8 protein-coding genes are annotated in these 18,827 nt (G+C 43.0%); 5 read left to right on the top strand and 3 right to left on the bottom strand.

The genetic code is table 11. The features are described 5' to 3' along the window. Positions 1-11: 11 nt before the first annotated feature. The 5 genes from QZ135_RS10675 to QZ135_RS10695 all read left to right on the top strand — a co-directional run bounded on the left by QZ135_RS10675 (position 12) and on the right by QZ135_RS10695 (position 14,576). Positions 12-1,652 carry a glycoside hydrolase family 28 protein gene (locus QZ135_RS10675; RefSeq protein WP_294608802.1) on the top strand — a complete coding sequence of 547 codons (1,641 nt, stop codon included), beginning with the start codon at positions 12-14 and terminating at the stop codon, positions 1,650-1,652. 62 nt (positions 1,653-1,714) lie between these two features. Continuing rightward, entirely contained in the window at positions 1,715-5,992 is a 4,278-nt protein-coding gene (locus QZ135_RS10680) for a hybrid sensor histidine kinase/response regulator transcription factor (RefSeq protein WP_294608803.1), read from the top strand. A gap of 188 nt (positions 5,993-6,180) precedes the next feature. After that, entirely contained in the window at positions 6,181-9,432 is a 3,252-nt protein-coding gene (locus QZ135_RS10685) for a TonB-dependent receptor (RefSeq protein WP_294608804.1), read from the top strand. 22 nt (positions 9,433-9,454) lie between these two features. Continuing rightward, complete coding sequence (locus QZ135_RS10690; protein WP_294608836.1) at positions 9,455-11,113, top strand: RagB/SusD family nutrient uptake outer membrane protein; 1,659 nt, start codon at positions 9,455-9,457, stop codon at positions 11,111-11,113. Positions 11,114-11,294: 181 nt separating this feature from the next. Further along, on the top strand, positions 11,295-14,576 hold the full coding sequence (locus QZ135_RS10695; protein ID WP_294608806.1) for a glycosyl hydrolase: 3,282 nt from the start codon (positions 11,295-11,297) through the stop codon (positions 14,574-14,576). Positions 14,577-14,668: 92 nt separating this feature from the next. On the opposite strand, the gene QZ135_RS10700 is transcribed toward QZ135_RS10695, so the two are convergent. The 3 genes from QZ135_RS10700 to QZ135_RS10710 all read right to left on the bottom strand — a co-directional run bounded on the left by QZ135_RS10700 (position 14,669) and on the right by QZ135_RS10710 (position 18,775). Then, the gene (locus QZ135_RS10700) at positions 14,669-17,737 is read right to left on the bottom strand and encodes a chondroitinase family polysaccharide lyase (RefSeq protein ID WP_294608808.1); all 3,069 of its coding nucleotides are present in this window, start codon (positions 17,735-17,737) and stop codon (positions 14,669-14,671) included. A 13-nt stretch (positions 17,738-17,750) separates the two neighbouring features. After that, entirely contained in the window at positions 17,751-18,005 is a 255-nt protein-coding gene (locus QZ135_RS10705; RefSeq protein WP_294608810.1) for a hypothetical protein, read from the bottom strand. Between the two features lie 254 nt (positions 18,006-18,259). Beyond that, a complete protein-coding gene (locus QZ135_RS10710) occupies positions 18,260-18,775 on the bottom strand; it encodes a DUF4348 domain-containing protein (protein WP_294608812.1) in 516 nt (171 codons plus the stop codon). Between the last annotated feature and the right edge of the window lie 52 nt (positions 18,776-18,827).

Below are 18,827 nucleotides of genomic sequence, written 5' to 3' on the forward strand. Positions count from 1 at the left end.
ATGAATATATTATGAAAGTAAGTTGTGGAGTGTTTATCAAGCACTTATTTGTGTCACTTCCGGTATTGTTTGTCGTGATCTCCTGTAAGCAGCAGCTACCTCCTGTTGCAATTCCTACGGATAATCAGGTAGGTGCGATGGTCATGCCGGAAGAAATTGCCCCTATTATCGGAGCACCCTTTGACGTGCCCGATTTCAAGAGACCTGTTTTCCCGGATTTGTCAGTCAATATTGCCGAACGGGGAGCCAGGGAAGGTTCGCTTATTACAGATCTGATAAATGAAATAATCGATGAGGTAAGTGCTAAGGGTGGTGGAATGGTGGTAGTGCCTCCCGGAAAATGGTTTTCGGGACGTATTGTGTTGAAAAGCAATGTAAATCTCCATATAGCAGAAAAGGCTGTCATTGAATTTTCCGGGAAGCTGCAAGATTATCTACCGCCGGTATTTACTCGTCACGAAGGTATCGAGATGTTGGCTTCCGGTGCATTCATCTACGCTAATGGACAACATAACATTGCAGTGACTGGGAAAGGTACAATTCTTGGGCCCGAATTGGATTCCGAGGTGAGAACTCGCCTCAATACAGCTGCCAATGTGGATGTTGATGTACCTTCATCCATGCCTCTTGCCGAGCGTGTGTTCGACGGCATGGAAGGGCGCGATTTTCAACCACCGAGAACCATTGCGCCGATCAACTGTACTAATGTATTTATCGAAGGAGTCACGTTGGGCCGCAGTGCCATTTGGAATGTGGTACCCACTTACTGCGATAATGTTATCATACGTGGGATTACGGTAAATTCGCTGGGTATTCCCCGAGGCGATGGCATTGATATCGATTCATCGAAAAATGTACTTATTGAGTATTGCACCCTGAATTGCGGAGATGATTGTTTCACGCTGAAATCGGGCCGGGGTGAAGAAGGCGTACGCATAGGCAAGCCTACCGAAAACGTTGTTATCCGCTATTCCTTGGCTCAGCAAGGCCATGGAGCGATAACATGCGGCAGTGAAACGGCAGGAAACATAAAGAATATCTATGCACACGACTGTGTTTTCAATGGTACATGGTCGGGGATTCGTTTCAAAGCCTTCCGGTCTCGCGGTGGAGGTACTGAAAATGTATTGTATGAGCGTATTCGTATGAAGGGTGTAAATGTTGCCTTCATTTGGGATATGCTGGGCAGTAGGCGGTGGATAGGCGAATTGGCTGATCGTTTGCCTCTGAGAGAGGTTACCAAACTTACTCCTGTATTGAGGAATATTCATGTGAAAGACTTTATCGTGGAGTGGGCAGATAATTTTATAAGTGCCAACTGTATTCCGGAAATTCCGGTTAGCAATGTATTGATTGAAAACGGTGAAATTCATACCACATCACTTATTCCTGCATTGAATGATGTCGACGGATTTACCTTACGCAACCTTAGCCTGCGTGCACAAGAGAATGAAATTCATATTCTCGACGGGCGGAATATCTTATTAGATCAGGTGAGGTTTGAAGTTCCCACGGGTGAGATAGATGTTGATATACAAGGCAGGCAGTCGGCAAGCATTGCATTTCGCGGTGATGGAAAGAATATCGATGTTGATACAGCCACACATAGGGTCATGTTGCAAGATGGGATAGCTATTAAAAAAGCAGAGTAAACAATCCGATTTTCACGTCGTTTGTTTATCTTTGTCTTTGATTCTAATACATCAGGAAAATCATGTATCAATCTAAAATCCGTGATATACAAAGGACAGTTCTGTTCTTATTAATAGTTCAATTTCTGTCTTTTATTAGTTTGCCTTCTTGGGGCTTTGATATTCAGCAAATCAATACCGTCACAAACCGCAACGGGTTATCTCAGAATACGGTCAGAACGTTGATGCAAGACAGTCAGGGCTTTTTGTGGATGGGCACAATTAATGGTGTAAACCGGTTTGATGGTAAGGAATTTCTTACCATTAAACCGGGCACCGGCCTTTCTTCTTCGATAGCCGACAACAGAATAATAAATCTGTTTGAGGATAGAAACGGTTTTATTTGGATACTCACTTACTCGAATACTGTTTTTTGTTATGACACCAAAGCAGAATCATTTGTAGATTATGCTACCGAAACAGATTCAAAGCTTTTCAATCAAATTACAGAGACTGCAAACGGTGACATTTGGCTATGGGGGAAATACGGATGTGCCCGGATACGCCATATAGACGGAAAATTGCAGTCGCAATCTTTTAGTGATACACGTTTGCATCAACAGCCTATATCCTTTTTGTTTGAAGATGAAAAACATGGCGTTTGGATTGGTTTGGAAAAGGAGCTTCTCCGAATTGTGGGGCATTCAATTACGTCTGTAGAGAAAGGCACAACCTATAAAAGTGTACACGAAATTGCAGATCGGCTGTTTTTTGTTTCAGAGACCGGCGTAGCGGTATTCGATGATCGTGACCAGGCGTTTCTATCAACAACGAATATCGTCACCGACCAGGCTGAGGCATTAACTTCCTCTTGCATTATTGATAATAGTATCCTTCTTATCATTGGCAGAAGGGGAATGCATGCTTTTGATACCCGTACTCTAAAGCCCATATCTGCTCACTCGTTTTTCCGTGGAACTACCCCGGTAGACGGCACTTTTATAACCGATAACAAAGGGGGGATCTGGGCATACAACAGAACGGGCACACTTTGGAGGCATCGGCCCGGGAATACGTTTGATACATTAAATTTGATTTCTCCCACTATTTTATCTTTAGTTTATAATGAACGCTTCACGATATATAATGATTCACGAGGGATTATATGGATTACGACTTATGGAAACGGGCTGTTTGCCATCGATACATCAGACGAAACGATTCACCATTACACTGCGGACAAAGATTTAACGAGTAACTATCTATTCTGTGTTACCGAAGATAAATCGGGCGAAATATGGGTCGGCACTGAATTTGCGGGTGCCATTAAGATTTCCTTAGCGCACTATCCGGTCAGCGTACTCAACGTTTCGGATGACAGGAGCAACAGAGGCAATGCTGTGCGGCTGATTTACAAGGATACCAACCGGAGGTATTGGTTCGGGACGAGGGGAGGGCATTTATTTGTATGCGACTCCTTGTTTAATTCCTTGCACGATTATCACCTGAATGGAGGTATTCCCTTCAGCATGGCCGAAGATACATTGGGCTGCAAGTGGGTGGGTACAAAGGGAGAGGGACTTTTCATTTTTCCTCCGCAGGGCATCGGGAAGCCTCAAAACGTTCATTTGCACAGTCATGCGGGGCAGAGCTCTTTAAGTGATAATGTTTTCACTGTTCTTAAGGATAGTAAGAACCGCATGTGGATTTCAACTTTTGGTGGTGGGTTGCATTTAGGTGAACGAAAAGGCAGCCAGCTTACTTTCACCCAAATTAACATGGCGAACGAACAGCAAGACATGATGCGCTCTATGATACAAGACCGTAATGGCTTTATTTGGGTAGGAAGCAATGAAGGTGCCATTGTGTTCGATCCGGACGAGTTGATATTGGATAAGACGCGATACATGAATTTCCGGTCGGACACAAAGAATCCGCAATCGTTGAGCAGTGATGAAGTAAAGGTTATTTTTGAGGATAGCAAAGGAAATATCTGGTTGGGTACCACAGGAGGCGGTCTTAATCTATTAGTGAGAGAGAGTTCGCTTAAAGAATCATGGTTTAAGCATTACACCAGCAAGGACGGGTTGTCGAACGAAATTATTCAGGCCATTCGTGAAGATGATGCCGGCTATTTGTGGGTAAGCACAGAGAATGATATCTCGAGGTTTAATCCCACCACTGAGCGCTTTGAGAATATTATTTTCTCTGAGAGCAAGCAGCCCGCTCTTTTCTGCGAATTAGCGAGCTGGAAGAAAGATGACGGCGAATTGATGTTCGGCAGTTATAATGGAATATACATCTTTAATCCGTCCGAAATTACGTATAACACCTATGTGCCTCCGGTTACTATTACCGATTTGCGCGTAAACGGCAATAAGGTGAAACCCGGCGAAGAGCTGTCTCCTTTAAACGAAAGTATTACTACCACCTCAAAGATTATTCTTAGTCATAACCAGAACTCTTTTAGTCTGGAGTTCTCGGTACTCGATTTTCATGCGCCGGAGTACAACCAATATACATACTATCTGGAAGGGTATGAGAACAATTGGAATAACATATCGCGCAGCAGTGTAGCCGCTTATCGGAATGTTCCTCCGGGAACTTACACTTTTCGCGTAAAGGGTACAAATGGTTTTGGAGTATGGAGTGCCCAAGAAACCGTAGTAGAAATCATAGTCAAGACGCCGTGGTGGAAATCGGCCTGGGCATTTTCTTTGTATGCCATAATTATCGCCGTTATTGCTTTTTTCGTATCGCGTATGTTGCTGAAAATACATCGGTTGAATACAGCTGTAGAGGTAGAAAAGCAATTGACTGAATATAAACTGCGCTTCTTTACCAATATATCGCATGAGTTCCGTACTCCGCTAACCATTATTCGTGGGTCGATAGATGCTCTATCAGGTTACAATAATCTGCCTTGGTTTGTAGATAAGCAATTGAATGCTTTATCCAAAAGTTCTTCTCGTTTGCTTCGTCTGATAGATCAATTGCTCGAATTCCGCAAACTACAAAACAATAAGATGGAGTTACGGTTGGAAAAAACGGATGTCGTAAGCTTCTTCTACGATATTTATCAAACGTTCAATGAAATGGCCGAAAGAAAGAACATTGAATATCGGTTCATATCGGAAGAGAAAAAATGGCGCATGCTGATTGATAAGAATAAGATGGATAAGGTGGCTTACAATTTATTGTCTAATGCCTTCAAGCATACGCCTTCGGGAGGGAAGATTGACATGAGTCTGAATTTCTCAACTGCTGATGGTACTTTCATACTTCGTATAGCAGATAACGGAGCAGGCGTACCCAAGGAACAACGTGATAATCTGTTTACGCGTTTTCATCAGGTAAACTATACTTCCAATGGAATAGGTGTGGGGTTGCACCTCACTTCCGAATTGACCAAGGTACACAAAGGCAGTATAAGATACACCGAATCGGAGTGGGGTGGAGCTTGTTTTGAGGTGTCTATACCCCTATCCGAAAATGTATATAGTCCAGTAGATATCATAGAAACCATTGCTTATACCCCGGAAAATGTTGCTACAACTCATCTAATAAAGGATGCAAAAACATTCGATTCGCCTATCGGTAAGCCCTACAAGGAGTATGATGTAATGGTGGTAGAAGATGATGATGAGGTTAGGGATTATATTGTAGGCCAGCTCAGTGAGTACTTTACCGTGTTGTCTGTGGCCAATGGGGCTGAGGCTTTGGCAGTGATAGCCGAGAAGCAGCCTGACATCGTTGTGAGTGATGTGATGATGCCCGAAATTGACGGCTTCAAACTTACCAAGCGCATTAAGGATGGTGCTGAAACAAGCCACATACCTGTTATTCTGCTCACCGCATACTCTTCAGAGCAACATCAGTTGGAAGGCGTAAAAATGGGTGCCGATGATTATGTGACCAAACCATTTAGTATAGAATACTTGGTCATCCGTATCGTGAAACTGATTGAACAACGCAAAATGCTGCAACAGAAGTTTATGACTGAACCCGGTGTGAAACCACAAACTACCAATTTTACAGATAGAGATAAAGCATTCCTGAACAAACTACATAGTGTCATCGAAAACAATGTAGATAACGCCGATTTTACGGTTGAGGAATTCGCACAAGCTTTATCCATGGCTCGCACAAATTTCTATAAAAAGGTAAAAGGTCTCACGGGGCACTCGCCCAACGAGTACTTGCGGATCATACGTATGAAGAAAGCAGCGGAACTACTTCTTACTACTGACTTGAATGTGGGAGAAATCTCTTATCAGGTAGGGATTAATGACCAGTTTCATTTCAGCAAAATGTTTAAAGCCCAATTTGGAGTATCGCCGTTGCAATATAGAAAAAAATAAGCGTATTTCCATACATGAAAATCTCTCAATAACCCTCTGTTTTGATAATAACTACATAAAATTGTACTTCCGTACATATATACCAAGCGTTCTCAGAGTACGTTTGCGGCATAACTACTGCGATGGATCTTATATGAACTGACAGGTTCAAAATGAGATTCATCTAAATAAATTTAAACTAATATTATATGAAAAATGAACAACGAAAAGGTGATTTTCACCTAATGAGAACGTTTCTCAGGCCTTCATTTGTGGTGCTATTCTTAGTTATGGCCACTATTGCATTTTCACAAAACAAATCAATTTCGGGTACTATACTTGATAGTGCCGGTGAACCAATTATTGGCGCGAATGTATCGGTAGATGGTACTGTCAACGGTACCATTTCTGATGTGGATGGAAAGTTCAGTCTTTCCAGTGTGCCCGATAACAGTAAACTTAAAGTTAGCTACATTGGTTTCATTACGCAAATCTTGCCGGTATCGGGTAAAACCGATTTCAAGATCATTTTGAAAGAAGATGCGCAGTCGTTGGATGAGGTGGTTGTAGTGGGGTATGGATCTGTAAAAAAGAGTGCACTTACATCTGCTGTATCTAAAATGGATTCAAAAGGTCTTGAAAACCGTCAGTTGGCTCGTGCTGAGTCTGCTTTGCAAGGACAATTAGCAGGTGTTACAGTGCGTACAACAACAGGAGAACCGGGCTCGGACATGCAGATACGTGTTCGTGGTGCAGCATCAGTATATGCAAATTCCGATCCGCTATATGTTGTTGATGGAGTGCCTATCACGACATTAAGCGGTATTAATCCGTCTGACATTGAATCAATAGAAGTCTTGAAAGATGCAGCATCTGCAGCAATATATGGCTCAAGAGGATCAAATGGAGTTGTAATTGTAAGTACTAAAAAAGGAAAGAGTGGCAAACCGACAATTTCATTTAACGCCAGTTATGGTATTCAAACATTAGAAAAGAAATTGGATGTACTGAGTGCTGTGGAGTGGATGGAGTTTAGAACCAAGTTTAATGATGCTTCTTATTTGGCAGCAGCTAAAAATGCAAATGTCAGTGCAAGCATTAGCGATTCGAATAGCGAACGTATGTCGAAACTCGGCTTGACTAATGCAAACTATAACTATTTGCTTGATGATCGCTGGTTTGGATATATGAGCGATGAAATGAAAGCCACACATAACTATGCTGAAACATCCGAAAAGCTAAGCCTGCTGGACTGGCAGGATGAGTTTTTTAGAAATGCTTCTGTGCAGGATTATAATTTAAGTGTAACCGGTGGTAGTGAAAATACCAGTTATTTATTCTCCGGCGGATATTTGAGTCAAGAAGGTTTGGTCACTGGAACATCCTATGAGAGATTTGCTTTCCGCACTAACATTGAGTCAAAGATCAATAAATATATTTCTGCCGGAATATCATTAGCCCCTACCTATATTCGATCTGATGGTTCAGGCTTTGCAAATGGCAAGGATAGTAGTACTATGTTAGCGGTATTGTCTGCACCGGTTTCCGAGCCGGGAGTTGGCTATATGACAAATGTAGATCCCAATCCAAAATATAATTGGGCAAGTGGAAATTCATCTCCTATATATTACATGGAAAAGAATATAAGACGCAACGAAATAGTGCGTTTGTTGGGTAATGCATTTGTTCGTGTAAAGCCGTTGGATGGTTTGCAGGTTGAATTATCCGCTTCTGCTAACTATTATGATTTAGATTATGCTACTTACATATATTCAAGCACCGGAAACAATTGGACAGCAGGAGAGGGAGCAAATTCTTCCGGTGGGCATAATACCGAAAGAATGTGGAGTACATTGATTCAGGCATTGGTCAACTATGACAAAACATTTGGTAAACACACCGTAGGTGCTATGTTGGGAACATCAGCAGAGGAAACCAATGTTGGCTTCTCAACTAACCAAACCTATAACAAGCCTTTCCCCAACGATGCTATTGTTTATTCGTTTGACTCGAAAACGTTGAACGTAGGAACTTCCAATGTTACTCAGGCAACACCCAACAGATTGGTTTCTGTCTTTGGACGCCTAAACTATAATTATGATGACCGTTACATACTTTCAGGAAGTTTGCGCTATGATGGAGGATCTGTTTTTGGAGCAAATAACAAATGGGGCGTTTTCCCTGCTATTGCTGGCGGCTGGCTAATCTCCAATGAAAAGTTTTTTAAAGCACTTGAGTTAAGCTGGTTAAATACATTAAAGCTTAGAGCAAGCTATGGTGTTACAGGTAATAATTCCATCTCATATACAGCAGCTTACCCTTCTCTTATTGCAGTATCGTATGCCGGGACAGCCGGATACAACGCAAATTCATTAGGAAATGCTGATTTAGGGTGGGAAAAAACTCATAGCACAGACGTAGCTATTGATTTAGGCTTCTTTCGGAATAGAATTCAACTATCATTAGACTGGTATACAAAAACCACAAAAGATCTGTTATATCAAGTGCCATCTTTGGGCGCCTCAGGATTCACTACCGTTTGGGATAATCTTGGTGAGATTCATAATAACGGTTTCGAAATAGAGTTGAATACTGCCAATCTTACAGGTAAGTTTAAATGGAACACATCCTTCAACTTATCATATAATAAAAACGAAGTGAAATCATTAGGAGTTGATAACACGCCGATCTACTCCGGATTCCATGAAAGTAACCCATCAAATATCTTAATGGTTGGAAAGTCCGTGAATACATTTTATATGTATGATGCTATAGGCGTTTGGAAGAATCAGGCAGAAATAGATGCATATAGTGCTGAACATAATGGTCAAGCTGTTACTTTTCAGGGAACGGCCATTAAACCCGGTGATATACGTTATCGCGATGTAAACAATGATGGTGTATTTGATAAGGATAATGACCGAACTTTCTTGGGCAATCCTACTCCGAACTTTGTATATGGAATGACCAATACTTTTTCTTATAAAAACTTTGATTTATCTATTCTATTAACTGCACAAACCGGTGGAAAAATATTTGGTGTGATAGGTCGTGCTAATGACCGTCCTGGAATGGGGGCTGCCAGCAATGTTGCAGGGCATTGGAGAGATGCATGGTGGTCGGAAGATAATCCGGGTAACGGTAGTGTACCTTATATACTAAGTACAACGACTGGTGCCACGATTGATTCACGTTGGTTGTACTCTTCGGATTACTTACGAATAAAAAATCTGACTTTTGGATATAAGCTTCCTATTAATCCCAAGATTCTCTCTTATGCAAGAGTATATCTTTCTATTGAAAATTTAGCTAAGTGGGACAGTTATTATTTAGGTTATTCTCCCGAATCTGCTAATACAGCTCCCAGCTCAGCCCCCGGAGGTCAAGGTGCCGTCGGGCTTGATTATGGTGGATATCCTACGCCCCGTATTTTTACTCTTGGTGTTAATCTTACTTTCTAACAAAAAAATGTGATACAATATGATGACAATAATCAAATTTAAAATTGCAATAGTAGTTAGTCTACTATTATTAGTCGTTTCTTCATGTGATGACTATCTGAATACGCCTCCTTCTAATTTGCTTACCTCCGAAGGGTTCTATGCAACACCTTCTCAGTCCGAACAAGGAGTTATTGGCGTGTATGCCGGCCTTAGACAAATGTCTAATGATATGTATCTGTTTTTATCAGAGTGCCGTTCGGATAATATCTGGGCTAATCCACAAACCAACGGGTTTCGAGAATATTCGGAGATATCATCATTCAGGGCAGGAAATGATCTTCCTACGACTAATAATGCTTGGAATAAATGGTATAAAGTAATATATGATGCCAATGTGGCTTTGAGTAAAATATCCGGTTGTGACTTTGATAATGATGCGATGAAGGAACAATTTTTAGGTGAGATTCACTTCCTCAGAGGTTGGGCATATTTTGAATTAGTTAGGTTATTCGGAAATATTCCTTTAATAGATTATCCTATGACGCCGGCTGAAGTAAAAAATGTATCGCAATCTACTGCACGCGAGATATATGATAAGATCATTATTCCTGATTTAACAACCGCTATTTCAAAACTTCCGTTGAGCGAAAATATGCGGAATAGTAAGAATGCTTTGATACCTAAAGATGGCCGTGCGGATCAGATGGCAGCTCAAGCAATGCTGGCAAGGGTTTATATGACTTTAGCCGGGTTCCCCTTTAATGATAGTACTGCATTACCACTTGCAGAATCTGCGTTGAAAACTGTTATTTCATATTCAGAAAGTAATGGAGATAAATATTGGGCTCCGGACAGCACTGAATGGAGAAAACAATGGATACCTTCAGACCAATACTATAATAAGTATTCAATATTTGCTATACAGCATCGTGCCGGTGGAACTGGAAATCCGGCATTGATGCAATTTAGTCCTAAATTGCCAGAATCGTATACCACTATAACTATATTTGGTAATGATATTTGGGTGGAGAAAACCTTGATGCATGAATTTGATAAAACCTACGAAGTAAATGGTAAAACCTTACGTGATGCCCGTGGGCATGGATACTCTATTCTTACCGGATATGACGCAGAACCAAACTGGCCGGCATATTCGCAAATGGTTGAAAAACTGCAATTGGCTGATGGTAGTGTAGTTGATGTATTCACAAGAACCATGTTTTACAAATATTTGCCATCGCATAGAAAATTGGAAGCACTTGGTATGGCTATTGATGTTGAGGGTGGTATGCTTGATTATAACGATTGGCCGGTTAATCTTCCTATCATACGTTATGAAGATATCCTTTTAATGTATGCTGAGATATTGACTTCAAAAGATGTTGCTGGAGCAATGAAGATCGTCAATCGCATAAGAGAAAGAGCCGGATGTAATCCTGAAACAGCAACCACTGCAACTGAAGCATTGGAGTTCATAAAACGCGAACGTCGTATAGAGCTTATGGGAGAAGGCATCCGTTGGTTTGATTTGGTGCGTTGGAATGATTGGAAGAAAGCTACAACAGACAAGTTTGATCGCTATAATAATCCTGTTGGAACAGATAATGGTAATGTAAAAGATGGAAGATATTTATATGCAATTCCGCTGAACCAAATGAACGTGAAACCAGGTCTTTACAACCAAAATGATGGGTATTAATTTTTGTACTGATATTTATGATTTAGAGAGTAACTTCTTAATGGAGTTACTCTCTAAAATCTTTTAATAAGGAGCAAGCATTGAACTGAAAGATTAACCTACACATACATTTACTGCATTCTTAAATTTATATTATATGGAAAGTGAAAAAAAGCAAGGTATTTTATACTTAACGAGGCAGATGAGAACTATATCATTATTACTCCTGTCCGTTGTGATGATATTGGGATGCGCTGAAAAGAAAGGGCATATCACAGAGAACTTGTCAGATGCACTTTATGGTTTTGAAAACATTCAGGACAGTGCCCGTACTAAGGTCTGGTGGTTTCATGGAGAGACAGAAACAACTAAAGAAGGGATAACAGCCGACTTGGAAGCTTATAAGGAAGCAGGGGTAGGAGGCGTTGTTTATTATGACCAGACGCATTGGAAAATGGAGAATGCCTTACCCGCATTCTCAACAGAATGGTGGGAAATGCTTAGGTTCTCGGCTGAAGAAGCAAAACGGTTAGGCTTGACTTTCGAGTTGAATATCTCTAATGGTTTCGTTGCAGGTGGTCCTTGGATTACTGATGAACTGGGCATGAAGAGGCTTGCTGCAAGTGAGTTGCGTATTAAAGGGGGACGCTTCTTTGAAGGTAACTTGGAAGCGCCTAAAAACCGATATGATTTTTATAAAGACGTGGCTGTTTTAGCCTTTCCCGTTCAAGAAGAAACCAGAACATCGCGAACAGAGAAAGTGAAGTTTTCATCAAACTTACCGGGGATAGAGGTAGAAAATATCTTTAATCCTCAATCGAAGTCTTTAACGCAAATCCCCGCTAATTCCAAAGGGAATGTGTATATTAATATGGAGTTTGCCGATGATTTTACAGCGAGAAGCCTGACTTACGAAGCATATCCGCAAGTAAGAGTCAGAACCAGCGCAACAAATATCCCAGGCCCTCCGGGTGAAGTGTTTGTGGGTACCGGATATCGTGTGCTCCCTAATTTTGGACAATTGGAAGTTTCCGAAGACGGCGTACATTACAAGAAGGTTTGTGATATACCTCCCACCTATCATTCGCTTGAAGGTTGGCGTCAGAGAACGATCTCGTTTAGTGCCGTGAAGGGAAAATATTACCGGTTGAATCTTCACGACTGGTGGGATGAGAAGATGGCCAATCCAGATCTTCAACTTGGATCGGTAGTGCTGAACTCGCTGGCAAAGCTCGATCAATGGGAGAAAAAGGCCGGATTCTATTCCGATTATATAGACCCTGATAAGACTCCAACTTATTCTAAGGCTGAAGTCGTTGACTCTAAAAGCATCGTAAATATCACTGATAAGATGGATGAGAAAGGTGTATTGCGATGGGATGTTCCAGCCGGAGAATGGCTGGTTATGCGCTTTGCATACGTACCCACCGGTGGTGCCATCAAGCATGGAAGGCCGAATTTAATGGGTAGGGAATGCGATAAATTATCAGTAAAAGCTGCTGAAGTGCAATGGGACAATTATGTAGGTAGGATTCTTGATTCGCTGCAAGTTACAAATAGCGGACATGTTTCCGGGGTCATAATGGATAGTCATGAAGCCGGAGCACAAAACTGGACCGATGATTTCATAGCTCAGTTTAAACAGCGGCAAGGGTATGACCCTACTCTTTATCTTCCCGCCATGATGGGATATATTGTTGATGGGGTGGAAGAATCCAATGGGTTCCTCTTCGACATAAGGCGTAATATTGCGGATATGGTAGCCGACAATTACTTTGGCACGATAGACCGTTTATGTAAAGAGAACGGGCTAATACTTACTGCTCAGGCCATTGGAAATGCTTTGGGTATTGTTGGCGATCCTATACAGGCAAAAAGCAGAGTAAGCAAACCGCAGGGAGAGTTCTGGGGCATACATCCTATTGGGAATTATGATATAAAAGAAAGCTCTTCGTCTGCTCATTTATATGGAAAGAAAATTGCTTCCGCAGAAGCTTATACCGACGTTAAATTCAGCGCATCATTGTCTTTCATCAAATCTTTGGCCGATTATGCCTATGCATTCGGCATCAATGAATTTGTAATCTGTGCCTCTGCCTATCAGCCTTGGCTCGACAAAATACCGGGTAGCACGGGTGGCGGACGACATTATGCCATCAACCGGAATAATACGTTCTGGAATTACAGCGCTCCGTTTTGGGACTTTCAGGCGCGGAATGCTTATATTATGCGTCAGGGCAAATCGGCCATTGACTTGTGTGTCTATTTGGGTGGAAATGCTCCGGTAAAGATCCAAACCTATAAACTTCCGGATATACCGGGTGGCTATGATTTTGATGCTTTCACAACGGATGCCTTACTCACCAGAATGGATGCGCGTGCCGGAAAGATCACATTGCCCGATGGGGTGAGCTATAAGATGATGATTCTGCCGAGAAATGGCGATATCACCTTAGATGCTTTGCGAAAAATCGCCTCAATGGTAAAGGACGGAGCAAAGATATACGGACCTAAACCCATGCATTCAGATTCGGGCAAAGAATTGGATGAAGAAGCTGAATACCAAGTTTTGGCCAATGAATTATGGGGCGAAATTCCGTCATCGTCCGGAGTGAAAAACGTTGGCAAAGGTTACGTCTATTGGGGAATGCCATTAGCAAAAGCAATGAGAGAAGCACAGATTGTCCCGGATATCCGTATGGAGAAAGGTGATACTAAAGCATCAATGATTTATTTCACACACCGTGAACTGGCGGATGCTAATGTCTACTTTCTGGATAATCATAAAGACGATCCCGAGGATAACATCTTTACCTTTGCTTCGCGGGGTAAATATGCCCAGTTGTGGAATACGGTTACAGGCGAGCGTTTCTCTCTGCCCATTTTACGGTCGGACGATAAGAGTACATCCGTTCAACTCTGTTTGCACCCTCGCGAATCCTATTTTATAGTAATTACAGATAAGGAAGAGCAGCTTCCTCCTGTCTCCTGGTTTACTACAAAGGATAAAGCGGAGATGATTGAAGGCTCCTGGCAAGTTTATTTTGATGAGAAATTCGGGGGACCGGGCAATGTCACTTTTGATAGTTTAAGTGATTGGACTGAAAATTCAGATCCGCGTATTAAATATTATTCGGGCACTGCTATATATAAGAAGAAGATTGAATTACAAGCTACTGATGACAGAGTTTATATTGATCTGGGTAATCCGGGATTTGTAGCACGTGTATTTGTTAATTCACAAGATGCCGGAGTTGTTTGGTGCTCTCCCTGGAAATTAGAAATCACTCCGTATTTGATAGATGGAGAGAATAATATTGAAATCCATGTAGCAAACTCATTGATGAATCGCATGATATATGATGCTTCATTAAAGGAAAGCGAGCGCATTACTTACTCTTATCCACAAATTGCTACTCCAAATGATAGGCTTGAACCTTCGGGACTAAGACAAGTTAAGTTAATATGGAAACACGATAATTAATAGTTATCACGAATCATAAATATACAGTTCTTCTCCCTATTGAAACCAATAATTTCAATAGGGAGATGCTAAGCAGAACAAGAAATACAAAATTATTTCTTTAACTCCACATCAAAACTGGCAGCATCCTTGCACGCAAAGCGCAGAACCGTTTGATATTTATCTTTAGAGACAACCTTGCAATAAGGGGTTTCAGCAACCTTCCACTCACCTTTCAATGTAACTGTTACAGGTATCTCACCACTATCATTGTCAATCCAGGGTCGGGAATAGATGCTACGTTCCTTGCGCTTGCCGTCTTTATCAAAAGCTTCGTCACTCGGACCACGATAAAGAGCCAGGTCCGGTTGGGAAACGGTCAGCAGGAGCTTGCCTTTATCCTCGCGTATCATAACGAGACAAGAAGTATCGGCTTTCTGCAATAAACCTTCTTTCGGCAACACTTGCGGAGTTTCAAAAAGCACATAAGACGTAAGGTTATCCGTCAGGGAACGGACTATATGAGCATTGCTATCTTGCTGCAAAACTTTATAAGTAGGTTTCCGGGCAAATGCTTTCAGAGTTGCCTCATCCGTATGTGGCAGAACTGCATATTCATAAGAAGCACCTTTCGGAGCCTTTCCATGTTCCAACACCAGCGAAACCCAGTTGCCGGAAGTGGGCTTCGGATTACGTTCTCCTACGGAAACCTGCGGGAAGTTTTTCTCATATTTTGCCGCTTTCATCGAACTTTTCGAAAGATAATAGCCTACACCGTTAGGATCGATATACGTTTGTCCGTCGCTCTTGTAAGCGTCCCAATACTCATGCATTTCGGGAGTTACGGCAGCCAACTGGAAAACAGTAGTCTCTGTGGGAAACTCACCGTTCGTATTCTCAATGTCCGTGCCGAGGCAGACAATCGTTCCGTTGAAGAAGTGATAGGATTTGCGGGCACGGTGAGAACCGTTGTACTTATCATGCTCGTGTAGTTTCATCCCGAAGTTACCGTTCAGCCGTGCCTGAGACAAGCCTCCGGCAAATGATTCATCAGAATAGAGCATCTCCTCCATACCGGAGAAAGTATCCACGTTCAGCACTTTCGCACGGAGCAGGTCGTAAGGCAGGCGAATGGTTGTCGTGCCGGGAAAACGATTCCAGTCAAAGCCGGCTTCTTGCCAGCCACTGGATGCCAAAGTCACCATTTCATCGGGTTTCCCGGTTAATATCTGCATACTTCCGTGGGCCAGATAACGACCGTAGAAGTTGGCATCCAAGTAATGTTCTGCTGCCCAAAGGTAACGGGAATGCCCGCGCACCACGGCCGCCCAGTTATCCCGGCGCTGCACTGAAACACAACCGTATCCTAAAGCCAGATTACCTTGCGGGTCGGGTTCGGGGCGGAAGCCTTGCGCTTCGAACAGTTTCTTCAATTCCTGTTCGTGGGCAGTGGATGACTTCGGCAGATAATCCGGAGCATTCTTATCAGGAGCTTCCGTACGTGAAACAAGGCGCAGATAGGCTGAAGCCAGCTCCGGGTCATACTTCTGGGTTCCATCAGGGGTGCCGGCCAATGCCAAAGTGGCATATTGCACGGGAATCAATTGTCCTTTCCCGTTAGGATGGCGTCCCGACATGGAAAGGGCCCATTGCTTAAAGTTACAGTAGAAACGCATAGTAAGCAGCACCCTCTTCACCGTCTCGTGTGCCAGTTGGGAAACTTTAAATTCCGTTCCGCTCAACAGATAAATCATATTCGTAGCACCATCCAGACCGCCTACGGCATAAGCCGGATAGTTATTACGGTGATGGAAACAAGCACCGTCTTTCTTGAAAGAGCCTGCCAATCCGAGTGCCGGACGACAACCATAGTCTATCCAGCGGGAGAAGGAACGGAGGTATTGCAGCTTTTCGGGAGTATCTTCCATAATCAAGATGCTTGCCATGCGACCTTGCGTCTGTGTGTTGAAAGTGTCTATATCAATGCCATTGACCGTAGGTTTGGGATATACTTCATTCGTGATGGCGTACCAACGCAAGGTGCGTTCCGCCTCATTCAGTTTACCTGCTTCCCGCAGCACGTCTTTCATCAAAAAATATGCCACATACAGGCCGCGCATACTATATCCGTAATGGTGGATGTTTCCCCAGCAACTGCCATAGGCTACGCCCTGATCGGTGATATGGTCGTACATCGCCAGGAACTTCTGTTTCAGTTCGTCCTTCACCGCTGCGTCCGAAGCATTGTTGCAGGCATAAGCAATCCGGCGCATCAGGTTGAAGTATTCGTTCATCTCCATACCCAGCTTGGTGAACATGCCTTTATCCCAGTTCGGATACATACGCTCGTAGGCTTCTGCCTGGCGCACCATGAAGATAGGCAGACCACTTACGACGCCATTCGTGTAAGTTATTCCATAGAAGTCATACTTCTTACGAATGGTTTCCAGTTCCTTTTCCGAAAGTTTAGAAGGGGTATAGAGCATATCGCGGAAACGCTTTTCCATCAGTTGCATGTCCTTCTTGTCCTTTTCAGTAACCGGAGTCAGGGCGATTTCCGGTTTCCACAGGGAGTGCTCGTAAATCACCAGCCAGTGGTTGGTGGTTCCTTTGTTGACGAAAGGTACTTGCACATCGGCAGTTTGCTGGCGGGCATCCACCTTGCTGGCTGTTATCAGATGGTCGATGAACAATTCGCCTTTCACACCAGGGGCTACGATGCGCAGTTCGTTCATTCCGATTTCGGGGGTACCTTGCATATCACGCTCGTAGCATACCCACGCGGCACGCCAGCCGGTAAAGTTAATACCGAAAGGGAAGGAAGTACATATCTTGCCGTCTTTCAGAAACTCAAATTCAATGGTGGTATCCTGTGCCTGAGCATTATATACCCATACAATGAAAGCGGAAAGATACAAATCTTTTCCGGTAGGGTCTTTCTGTTCAAATAGCAGGTCGCGCTGAAGGGTGAGCACAGAACCGGGCTCGAAAGTCCAGCGCAGACTGTGTGTGCCGTCTTTATAATGTTGGTCGCTGATGCCGAGGGTAGCTTTCGTCGCATTCAGCCCGACAGGCAGTTCCGGTCCTTCAAAAGAAAGTAGCCGTTCGTTCTTCACAACTTGTGCCGAGAGGCTGAAAGAGAGCAGCAAGGCACATACGGCAGTAAGTATAGGTTTCGTCATCACGGTATAAATATTAATGGGTTGAATTTAAGTCTTTGATGCGGAGGCCCGTAAAACGGACATGGTTTTGCAGAAAGCGGAGGGTGAAATGCCCGTCGCCGGCATCGGGTTCAATGGGGAGGCGGAAACGGGTGATGAAGTCCATCAGTCTCGACTGGCCTTCGGCTATCCAGTGTCCCAATGATACACGCTCCTGCGCCAGCAAGGTGCAGGGAAAGAAAAGGAAAAAGAGTTTCCACAGAATTTGTATGAAAGATGAATGTGTCATTTCCAGTATTAGTTTCGTTCACAATATTTCCACACTGCAAAGAAACAGCACTTTTTAGAGGAAAAGGCACATAAATCGTACAAAAAAGGTGTGTTTTAGTAGTCAGGCTACGGGAAAGCATCCCCTCTGTGTCTGCTCCGTGTCATCTCCGTAGCATCTCCGTACTCTATAGACACGGAGCTGGTACGGACTTGATACGGACTTGGTACGGAGATAGTACGGAGATGATATGAATGAGCTTTAGAGTAGCATAACTAAGGATGCATCTCCTCAAACGCCTTATTCTCTTCCGCTATCGTACTAATGGTTTCCGGCAGTTCACTGACAGGAAGGTCGAAGTTATACCAATCCGTATAGCAATCGGTAACGTACCACTTCCGGTCAATCAGTTCGAACACCACACGAAGGGAAGCTTCCGATTCATCATAACCGGCTTCAAATTCCTTGTGCTTAGGATCATTCACCGTGAAGCGGGAAACATAAACGCCCCCCTCCTCGTCTGTGACACGTTCTTCTTTAAATATGTCTTCGCCCAGCAAAGCCCACTTCTCGCGTGTAAACGGAAAAGTCTTCTCCGTCTCACCATCCTCCTCTAACAGGGCAATAGGCGTTTTCAACGGAAAATGAATACGGGAATACTGGAAAGAGGCACTGGAAGTAAATTTCTTGAGGAACGCCTGAAAGTCCTCATTAGCTGCGGCAGCATGACCATTTGTAGTCGTTAGCATAAGTGCCGCGAAAAGACAAAATACAAAGTGAATTGCCTTCATCTGGTTACAATGTCAAAGGGTTTATTAATCAGGCGCAAAGATAATGCAAAAT

Source organism: uncultured Bacteroides sp., from assembly GCF_905207245.1.
Lineage (GTDB): Bacteria > Bacteroidota > Bacteroidia > Bacteroidales > Bacteroidaceae > Bacteroides.

Bases quoted from the DNA above. Each gene is read 5' to 3' on its own strand.
- QZ135_RS10675 (WP_294608802.1), top strand. From the start codon at position 12: ATGAAAGTAAGTTGTGGAGTGTTTATCAAGCACTTATTTGTGTCACTT.
- QZ135_RS10680 (WP_294608803.1), top strand. From the start codon at position 1,715: ATGTATCAATCTAAAATCCGTGATATACAAAGGACAGTTCTGTTCTTA.
- QZ135_RS10685 (WP_294608804.1), top strand. From the start codon at position 6,181: ATGAAAAATGAACAACGAAAAGGTGATTTTCACCTAATGAGAACGTTT.
- QZ135_RS10690 (WP_294608836.1), top strand. From the start codon at position 9,455: ATGACAATAATCAAATTTAAAATTGCAATAGTAGTTAGTCTACTATTA.
- QZ135_RS10695 (WP_294608806.1), top strand. From the start codon at position 11,295: ATGAGAACTATATCATTATTACTCCTGTCCGTTGTGATGATATTGGGA.
- QZ135_RS10700 (WP_294608808.1), bottom strand. From the start codon at position 17,737: ATGACGAAACCTATACTTACTGCCGTATGTGCCTTGCTGCTCTCTTTC.
- QZ135_RS10705 (WP_294608810.1), bottom strand. From the start codon at position 18,005: ATGACACATTCATCTTTCATACAAATTCTGTGGAAACTCTTTTTCCTT.
- QZ135_RS10710 (WP_294608812.1), bottom strand. From the start codon at position 18,775: ATGAAGGCAATTCACTTTGTATTTTGTCTTTTCGCGGCACTTATGCTA.